The 8,897-nt window shown below is 65.6% G+C and carries 8 protein-coding genes and 1 pseudogene; 8 read left to right on the top strand and 1 reads right to left on the bottom strand.

Annotated features, from left to right (window positions below; all coding sequences use genetic code 11):
• Positions 1-419, top strand: a pseudogene (locus I2E26_RS05105) (ubiquinone biosynthesis protein); the annotation flags it as partial.
• 69 nt (positions 420-488) lie between these two features.
• Entirely contained in the window at positions 489-827 is a 339-nt protein-coding gene (locus I2E26_RS05100) for a hypothetical protein (RefSeq protein ID WP_147588561.1), read from the top strand.
• 46 nt (positions 828-873) lie between these two features.
• Here I2E26_RS05100 and I2E26_RS05095 read toward each other — a convergent pair whose 3' ends face one another.
• Positions 874-1,197, bottom strand: a complete 324-nt coding sequence (locus tag I2E26_RS05095) for a hypothetical protein (protein WP_195419863.1) — start codon at positions 1,195-1,197, stop codon at positions 874-876.
• 182 nt (positions 1,198-1,379) lie between these two features.
• On the opposite strand from I2E26_RS05095, the gene I2E26_RS05090 reads away from it, so the two are divergent.
• From I2E26_RS05090 to I2E26_RS05065, 6 genes are all read left to right on the top strand, one after another.
• A complete protein-coding gene (locus I2E26_RS05090; protein WP_147588563.1) occupies positions 1,380-1,637 on the top strand; it encodes a hypothetical protein in 258 nt (85 codons plus the stop codon).
• A 109-nt stretch (positions 1,638-1,746) separates the two neighbouring features.
• Positions 1,747-2,733, top strand: a complete 987-nt coding sequence (locus I2E26_RS05085; protein ID WP_147588564.1) for a YafY family protein — start codon at positions 1,747-1,749, stop codon at positions 2,731-2,733.
• A 213-nt stretch (positions 2,734-2,946) separates the two neighbouring features.
• Complete coding sequence (locus I2E26_RS05080; RefSeq protein WP_195419862.1) at positions 2,947-4,614, top strand: SulP family inorganic anion transporter; 1,668 nt, start codon at positions 2,947-2,949, stop codon at positions 4,612-4,614.
• Between the two features lie 427 nt (positions 4,615-5,041).
• Positions 5,042-6,655, top strand: a complete 1,614-nt coding sequence (locus I2E26_RS05075; RefSeq protein WP_195419861.1) for a peptide chain release factor 3 — start codon at positions 5,042-5,044, stop codon at positions 6,653-6,655.
• A gap of 81 nt (positions 6,656-6,736) precedes the next feature.
• On the top strand, positions 6,737-8,323 hold the full coding sequence (locus I2E26_RS05070) for a hypothetical protein (protein ID WP_195419860.1): 1,587 nt from the start codon (positions 6,737-6,739) through the stop codon (positions 8,321-8,323).
• A 48-nt stretch (positions 8,324-8,371) separates the two neighbouring features.
• Positions 8,372-8,897: NUDIX domain-containing protein (locus I2E26_RS05065; RefSeq protein ID WP_195419859.1), on the top strand; the 526-nt coding region annotated here is incomplete at its 3' end.

Here is an 8,897-nt window from a genome sequence, read left to right as displayed (position 1 = left end):
GCATGCTGGCGTGCCATGCGGCGATGCGCCTGCCCGGGCGGGTGACGGGCGTGGAGCTCGATGCCGAGCTGGCGGCGCGTGCCGCGGCTTGGACGCGCGCGCACGATGGCCTTGCGGTCGTTTCCGGCAGCGCCCTGGATATGCCGCTGTCGTCCTATACCCATTTCTACCTGTTCAACCCGTTCGATAGCGCGGTGCTGGCGCGGTTTCTCGACACGCTGGAGCGCGAGGCCGGAGCCTCGGTGCTGCTGGTGCATATGTCTGATAACGGCGAGAACTACGCCTATCTGGGGCGGCCGGGCTGGAAGTTGCGGGAAGAGGGGTTCTTCCACGAGTTTTGCGAGGGCCGGCGGCGCTCCTTCGAGGTATACGGCTGCCCGCAGCACTATTCGATCTGGAAACTCGAGCGCGCCCGGTAGGGCTGCCGTGTCCGAGCGACCCCCTATGGTTGGTGTCTGCAACGGCGGTTCGACCAAGGAGGTAGCAGTATGGCGGTGGCGTATCAACAACGGGCATCGCTTGCGGGCACGTGCGGTATCCCGCGCGAGAGCGAGCGCGTACCCGTGCGCGTGGACTACAGCATCGAGGGCGGGTTGGTGACCGAGCGGCGCGTCCGGCCTCGGCGCATCCATTGGTCCGATGGCCGCTCGTGGGTGGTCACCAGCATTTATGATCGCCGCGAGTTCGGCCGGAGGTCGTTCGGCAACCTGTGCATCTGCTGGGTGGTTTGCGTGGCGGGGCAGCGGCGCGAGCTGTGGTGGGAGCACGGCGACTGGTTCGTGGCGAAGTATTCGGGTTTGGCGCGCGGCGCGCTGGCGCAGGGGTGACGACGCGGCTGCGCGTCGCGCTGGCGGGTGCGTTCGTCGGCGCCGGTCAGCGGTGTCCGAAGGCGCGGCGGCGTACGCGCTGCTCGCAGAGGGAGGCGAGGACCGCAAAATCGACCAGCGGGTTATGCAGTCGCCTTGCCCAGCCGGGGCACTCCATGAGAAGGTCTTGCCAGGCGAGCGAGACGGCGACCTTGATGGCTTGGTTGCCATCGTCTGCGCTTGGGTTCTCGCCGGTGATCGAGCGCGCCGAGGCCAGCGCCTGATCGATGGCGAAATCCGTGAGGAACTCCTGGACGATGCGCTGCTCGGTGCCGGTGGTCCGGGTGACCGACGGGGTCTGGCTCCGTGCGATGGTGGCGTGCGATGCCATGTTGCTTCCTTTCGAATCGTGTGCCGCGCGCGGCCGGCGCGGCTGCAACCCTGGAGTCGTGCATGACCCTATCCTAGGTGCGCATACGATTCCGAGAGTACCGTGCAGTGGACACCCATGCACTCGGGGCGATGTCCGCGCGTCGGGTTAGCCTGAGGCACAAGGTGATCGAAGGAGGCAACATGGCCGTCATGCACGAATCCGTTCGCGGTCCGGGCGAAGCCGTCCCGGCGTGGCTGAGCGAAAACGACTATTTCAAGATGGGGGCCGCGGTGGCGGTTGGGGAGCTTTACAGTGCCGGCGACCTGGGCGATCGCGCACAATCGCGCGACCGGGTCCGCCGTTTTCTAGCGAGCTTCGGCATACGCAGCATGGACGACCTCGCGGCGCTGGGGATGTGCGGCCCCTATGTTCGAGACTTCGACGGGTTGCTGCCGTAGGGAGCGTGGGCCGCGTCGCCGTCCGCGGATTGCGGGGCCTGTTCCATGGGGTGCTTGCACGGGGCATTCTATAATGGTGTCCATCAGAATACCCAGCGAAGGGAATCCCATGGCCGCCGTCGTCGCAAGCAAGCTCAAGCTCCTGCACCTCGCCCGGATCTTCGAACGCCAGACCGATGCCGAGCACGGGCTCACCGGTCCGCAGCTCATCGAGAAGCTCGCCGAATGCGGGGTTAGCGTGGAGCGCAAGACGCTCTACCGCGACATCGGGTGCCTGCGCGACTTCGGCTACGACATCGTGCAGTTCCGCGATCGCCGTCCCGTCGAGTACGGGTTGGCCACGCGCGCGTTCCAGGAGCCCGAGCTGCTTCTGCTTGCCGACGCGGTGCAGTCGTCGCGGTTTCTCACGAAGACGAAGAGCGATGCGTTGGTGAGGTCGGTGGGCAAGCTGGGCAGCGAGTACATGGCCCGCGCCCTCGGGCGCCGGATTCATGTCGAGGGGCGCATCAAATCGCAGAACGAGTCGGTGTACTACAACATCGACGGTATCCAGCGCGCTATGGACGCAAAGCGCAAGGTGGAGTTCAAGTACTTCAAATACAACGAGCGCAAGGAGCGGGTGTGGCAGCGCGACGGCGCGGTGTATGCGGAGACGCCGGTCCAGCTTATGTATGTGGATGACGAGTACTACCTGGTGGTTTGGAATGACAAGCACGCGGATTTCGCCACGTACCGCGTGGACCGCATGAAGTATATCGAGGTGTCGGAGCAGGAGGCGACGCGCAACGAGCGCATCGCGTCGTTCAAGGTGGACGAGTATCGCCAGCGCGCGTTCGGCATGTACGGCGGCAAGACGGTCGATGTCATCCTGCGCGTGCAGGCGAGCGCGATGAGCACGGTGGTCGATCGCTTCGGCGGGGACGTCCCCGTGGACGCGCAGGACGATGGGACGGCGCGCGTGTGCGTGCGCGTGATGGAGGCGCCGACGTTCTACGGCTGGCTTGCAACCTTGGGTACGCAGGTGAGCATCGAGGAGCCGCAGCCTGTTCGCGAGGCGTATGCGGCGTACCTGCGTTCGATCCTGGCGCTCTATTAGAGGGCGCGCTTCGCCGCGCGCCCGCTTGGAATGTGTCGGGCGCGGGGTGAATCGCGCGGGATGTGTGGTATAACGGAGCAGCGTCTAAGCACGATGACAACGAAATGATGTTCATGCGTTTCCGGCCGGGATTTTTCCAGGTCGGGCGTTCGCGCGTTTCGAGGACTTGGCCGCACGGTACGCACGTCACGAGCAGAAAGCAACGAGGCCCGCATGAAGCGCGACAAGATCAAGCCGATACTCTTCAGCATCATCAAGCATCAGGACCCCCAGACCCTCAGGCGGCAGATCCCGCGCGACATCGTGGCGGGCGTCGTCGTGGCCATCGTGGCGCTGCCGCTGTCCATCGCCCTGGCCATCGCGTCGGGCGTCGGACCCGAGCAGGGCCTCTACACCGCTATCGTCGCCGGCTTCCTCATCGCGCTGCTGGGCGGCAGCCCGGTGCAGATCTCCGGTCCCACGGCGGCGTTCGCCACCATCGTCGCCGGCATCGTGGCGGCCGACGGGATGGGCGGTCTCGTTATGGCCACCATCATCGCCGGCGTGCTGCTGATACTCATGGGCGTCTTTCGACTGGGCGCCCTGATTCGCTTCGTGCCCTATACCATCACCACGGGCTTCACTGCGGGCATCGCGGTGACCATCGTGGCGGGCCAGCTCAAGGACCTGTTCGGCCTGACGTATCCCGCGGGTACACCCGCTATCGAGACCATGGATAAGCTCTCGGCCGTGGCCGCCAACTTCTCGACCTTCAACGTCGAGGCGCTGCTGGTGGGCGCCGCGTGCCTGGCCGTGCTCGCGCTGTGGCCGCGCGTGAGCAAGCGCATCCCCGGATCTTTGGTGGCCGTGCTGGTGGGCGTGGGCCTGGTGAGCGGGCTGGACCTCAACGTCAACACGATCGGCGACCTCTACACCATCAACGCCGGCCTGCCGCAGTTCCAGATGCCGCAGATGAGCCTGGATCTTTTCCGCGCGCAGTTCGCCAACGGATTCACCATCGCCATCCTCGCGGCTATCGAATCCCTGCTGTCCTGCGTGGTGGCCGATTCCATGATCAGCTCGCACCATCGCGCTAACATGGAGCTCGTCGCCCAGGGCGTGGGCAACATCGGCTCGGTGCTGTTCGGCGGCATCCCCGCAACCGGCGCCATCGCGCGTACCGCGGCCAACGTCAAGGCGGGCGGCCGCACGCCCATCTCGGGCATGGTGCACGCGCTCGTGCTGCTGGCCGTGATGGTGTTCCTCATGCCGTATGCGGCGCTCATCCCCATGCCGTGCATCGCGGCGATCTTGCTGCAGGTGGCATACAACATGTCGGGGTGGCGCACCGTGGTTCGCCTGGTGCGCACCGCGCCCAAGAGCGATGCGGCCGTGCTCGCCGTGACCTTCCTCTTCACCGTGGTGTTCGACCTGGTCATGGCGATCGGCGCGGGCATGATGATGGCCCTCGTGCTGTTCATGAAGCGCTTGAGCGACGAGACCGAGGTGCGCGGTTGGAAGTACTATTGCGACGAGGACTCCGAGGTCACGCATCTGCGCGAGCTGCCCCAGAGCGTTCGCGTGTACGAGATCAACGGTCCCATGTTCTTCGGAATGACCGACCAGATCGCCGAGATCTCGGTGAAAGAGTTCACGAAGTACCTGATCATCCGCATGCGCGGCGTGCCGTCGCTGGACGCTTCGGCCATGAACGCGCTGGAGAACCTGCAGGGGTATTGCGCGGAGAACGGCGTGCAGCTCATCATCTCGCATGCGAACGAGCAGCCCATGCGCACGATGGAGCGCGCCGGCTTCGTTGACCTGGTGGGTCGCGAGCACTTCTGCGGCAGCATCGACGACGCCATCGCGCATGCCCGCGGGCTGCTGGGCGAGGACGCGTAGGCTGCCATCCGGCCCGCGGGTTACGGCTGCTTGTCGGGGACGGCTGTGGGGCTCGAAATCGGCTCTTTTGACCGCTTGGCGGAGCTCTCACCCCCGAAGTGAGTGGAAAAATCGCCGCGTGCCGGATAGACGGCACGCGGCGATTTTATTTCCCCAGGTAGCGACGGTGCGCGCTGCTCGAAATGGCTTGTATACCGAAGGGGTCCAGATTATTCCACTCACTTCGAGGGTGAGAGCTCCGCGTACGGCTATAAACCGCGCCATCCTCCATCGCCACGAGGAGGCGCAGCGTGGAAATCCGCTGCATAATGCGCTCGTCTGGGTCTTCGTCCCGACGGGCGCTTCTTCTTGCCGCTACAATACGTACGTTTGAGCAGATCGCGCGGGAAGGTCCGCGCCGACACGTTAGAAAGGGACGCACGCGCCCATGGCATCTCTTGCAGACCAGATTTCCTCGCGCCGCACGTTCGCGATCATCTCGCACCCGGACGCCGGCAAGACCACGTTGACCGAGAAGCTCCTGCTGTACACCGGCACGATCCAGAGCGCCGGCTCCGTAAAGGGCAAGCAGAACGCCCGCCATGCCGTGTCCGACTGGATGGACATCGAGAAGCAGCGCGGCATCTCCGTCACGTCGTCGGTGCTGCAGTTCACTTACGGCGGCTGCTGCGTCAACATCCTCGACACCCCCGGCCACCAGGACTTCTCCGAGGACACGTACCGTACCCTCATGGCCGCCGACGCCGCGGTCATGGTGATCGACGGCGCCAAGGGCGTCGAGGCGCAGACCAAGAAGCTGTTCCGCGTCTGCGCCCTGCGCGGCATCCCCATCTTCACCTTCGTGAACAAGATGGACCGCGAGACGCGCGATCCGTTCGACCTTATGGAAGAGGTCGAGAACGTGCTGGGTATCCGCACGTATCCCATGAACTGGCCCATCGGCAACGGCCGCACCTTCCGCGGCGTGTTCGACCGCGCGAGTCGCCACGTGCTCGCGTTCGAGGGCGATGGCCGCGCGAACGGCACCAAGAAGGTCGACGAGATCGAGGCCGTGCTGGGCGACGAGGCGCTGAACGACCTCATCGGCGAGGACAACCACAAGAACCTGATGGACGATATCGAGCTGCTCGACGGCGCCGACTCCGAGTTCGACCTGGACGCCGTGCTTTCCGGCAAGCTCTCGCCCGTGTTCTTCGGAAGTGCGCTCACCAACTTCGGCGTCGAGCCGTTCCTCAAGGACTTCCTGCGTCTGGCGCCCGGCCCCTCCGCGCATGTGGACGCGCTCACCGGCGACGTGATCGAGCCCACGCGCGACGAGTTCTCGGGATTCGTCTTCAAGATCCAGGCGAACATGGATAAGAACCACCGTGACCGCATCGCGTTCGTGCGCATCTGCTCGGGCAAGTTCGAGCGCGGCATGGAGGCCTTCCATATGCAGGGCGGGCGCAAGCTCAAGCTGGCGACCGGCACCACCATGATGGCCGACGACCGCGCGATCGTCGACGAGGCGTATGCCGGCGACATCGTGGGCCTGTTCGACCCGGGTATCTTCAGCATCGGCGATACGCTGTGCGCGGGTAAGAAGCACGTGCAGTTCGCCGGCATCCCCACGTTCGCGCCCGAGCATTTCGCCCGTATCTCCCAGGTCGACACGCTCAAGCGCAAGCAGTTCGTGAAGGGTATGGAGCAGCTCGCCATGGAGGGCGCCGTGCAGATCTTCCGCGAGCTGGGCGCCGGCATGGAGAGCGTTATCGTGGGCGTGGTGGGCACGCTGCAGTTCGAGGTGCTCGAGCAGCGCCTGCGCAGCGAGTACCACGTGGAGGTGCGCCGCCAGGCGCTGCCGTACAGCGATATCCGCTGGATTCTGAACGAGCCCGATAGCATCGACATCGCGGGCCTGTCGCTCACGCGCGACACGCTGCGCGTCGAGGATATGCGCGGCGGCAAGCTGCTGCTGTTCACGAGTCCGTGGAACATCGACTGGGCGAAGGACCACAACAAGGACCTGATCCTGTCCGAGTTTGGTAACGTGGAGTTTTAAGACGCGAGGTTGCAAGCGGGGCACGGCGCGCGCGGCGCGGTCCGTGCCCCGCTGCGTATGACGGCGAGCCGAAGGGGGACGGTGCTGCAGATGGGTGATGCGATGGCGCGGGTCGACCTTCCATGGGTCTACCTGTACGAACTGGATAGCGTTCGAAAGGCTCCCTGGGAAATCGAGCTGGGCGAGCAGGCGCTGTTCGATGCGATCCGCCGGGGCCGGGTCGTCGTGGTGTCCATGAACCAGTTCGCCGCATCGCCGGTGATGATGAGCCTGCTGTTTTCGCGCGGCACCCATGCCGAGGGCGAGGAGCTGGACGAGCAGACGCTGCAGATCCTGTCGCTCATCCGCCAGGGCCAGATCGTCCTGGCGCGGTTCTCGTCGACGGGGCCCGCGTTCAAGGGACGCGACGTCGCACGGGGCGTCGCCCGGCCCGCTGCCGACGCGGCGCCCGCGGTCCATGAATGCAGAACCATCACGCAGTACCTGCTGGAGGCGGCGACGAAGGACGGGTTCCGCTTCTCGTCCCTGCCGTTTTTGAATTACGAGAACGTCGCCGCGCGGCTGGCGGCGGACGGATGCGGCGGCGACGTCGCGCGCGACGTTTACCATGCGCTGATGGACTGCTTCTTCGATTCGATCGTGTTCGACGAACCCGAGCGTTTCCTGCATTTCGACAAGCTTTATGGCAACGGCGGCGCCCTGCCGTCGCCGCTGGATGCGGCCCAGGTCGAGCAGGCGGTCTCGTTCATCAGGATTCTGTCGGTGGTCGAACGCGATATGACCTACGTGGACGGATGCAATTCCGCGCGCGTCATCGGCATCAACGAGGCCGTGGAGCGCTTGGCCGGCGCGTGCGAGCGCTTCATCGGGGACGGCGGGTCGCTGGGCGCGGACGGCGCGGCGGCGGGGTGTGCCGTGGCGGAGGCGGATGTGCTGGAAGCGTGTGCGTTCGTGCGACGCATGGCGCGGTCCGCGTCTTCCGAGGGAACGCGCGCGCCCGCCACGAGGTCGGGCTACTACAACGCGATCGATGCGGAGCCGGGTCTGGGCCGCCGGGTCGCGCACGCCGCTCGATGCATCGTCGACATCGCGTACAACGCGACCGTCGAGCTGAACATGGTGGGCCTGGACCCGCAGCTGGCGTGCGGTCCCGACGGGGTCGACGCTGTGAACAGGCTGAGGCGATATATGGCCGTGCATCCCGCGGACGCCGCGTCCTATACGAGCTCGACGGTCGCGCAGTGCAAGGAACGCGTGCAGGCCGAAAGCGATCGATGCTGGACGGGCTTGGTGCGTCTTACGAGGGGCGTCGAGCTCTCGGGCGGACCGGGGTCGCGGGCGAGCCTGCAGGCGCCCGCGGGCCTTGCGTTCGATGCTGCGTGGTCGCGGCATGTGCGCCGTCGCTGGGCGCTCGAGGTCGTCTCGTTTCTGCGCGACGTGCTGCTGGCGGTCGCGGTCTCCACGGTGTCGTGGGTGATGGGCGGCGCGGGCGACGTGCTTACGTCTGCCTTTAACCTGGGCGTCGCGGGCCAGTTCGTCGTGCAGGTCATCGTGCTGACCATCGTGTTCGACCGCGTGTCGAACGCGTTCTCCATCCGCGATAGCGTGGAGGTCGACCATGGTTTGCGCGAACTGTACCGGACATTCAAGGCGTATCGTATGCGATAGCGCGACGTGCCGCCGCGAGGCGGCGGCTGTTGATAGGAGGAAGCTGGCATGGGCGATTGCATAGACCGCTACCTGCATCTGGTTGCTGCGCGTCCGGATCTATTCGAGTCCGAGGGCGGTTTTGCCTATGTGACGGACGAGGCGCGGCTTCGGGAGCGTTCGAGCGCCGAGGCCCCGTTGGGCGCTCTGTACGAGAGCGCCTACCATTACCTGCTGGTCGATCTGATCCAGATGTCTGACGGCTCGCTGCTGCGCTACGAGCGATTCGTGCAGCGCGCGGCGGGCAGGGGCGTGGTCGTCGTGCCCGAAAGCGACGCCGGCATCGTGTTGTTGCAGCAGGAGCGTCCGTCTGCCGGAGGGGTCTTCTGGGGATTCCCGCGCGGTTTCGGCGAAGACGGCTTGCCTGCGCATGAGAACGCTCGCAAGGAGCTGACGGAGGAGCTCGCGTGCACGGCGTGGGATTTCGTCGAGCTCGGTTCGTTTGTCGCCGATTCGGGTGTGACGGGCGACCGCGTGGTGGCGTTTAGCTGCTCGGTTTCCGATGTCGCCCCGAAGACGGGGTACGAGGGGACGC

The organism is Collinsella sp. D33t1_170424_A12 (assembly GCF_015554865.1).
Classification (GTDB): Bacteria; Actinomycetota; Coriobacteriia; order Coriobacteriales; family Coriobacteriaceae; genus Collinsella.
Note: the sequence above shows the minus strand (reverse complement) of the source record. Positions and strands in the feature narration are given on the sequence as shown.

What these genes read in the sequence shown, in the direction of transcription:
- I2E26_RS05095 (WP_195419863.1), bottom strand. Translation starts at nt 1,197, where the DNA reads ATGGCATCGCACGCCACCATCGCACGGAGCCAGACCCCGTCGGTCACC.
- I2E26_RS05080 (WP_195419862.1), top strand. Translation starts at nt 2,947, where the DNA reads ATGAAGCGCGACAAGATCAAGCCGATACTCTTCAGCATCATCAAGCAT.
- I2E26_RS05075 (WP_195419861.1), top strand. Translation starts at nt 5,042, where the DNA reads ATGGCATCTCTTGCAGACCAGATTTCCTCGCGCCGCACGTTCGCGATC.
- I2E26_RS05100 (WP_147588561.1), top strand. Translation starts at nt 489, where the DNA reads ATGGCGGTGGCGTATCAACAACGGGCATCGCTTGCGGGCACGTGCGGT.
- I2E26_RS05085 (WP_147588564.1), top strand. Translation starts at nt 1,747, where the DNA reads ATGGCCGCCGTCGTCGCAAGCAAGCTCAAGCTCCTGCACCTCGCCCGG.
- I2E26_RS05090 (WP_147588563.1), top strand. Translation starts at nt 1,380, where the DNA reads ATGGCCGTCATGCACGAATCCGTTCGCGGTCCGGGCGAAGCCGTCCCG.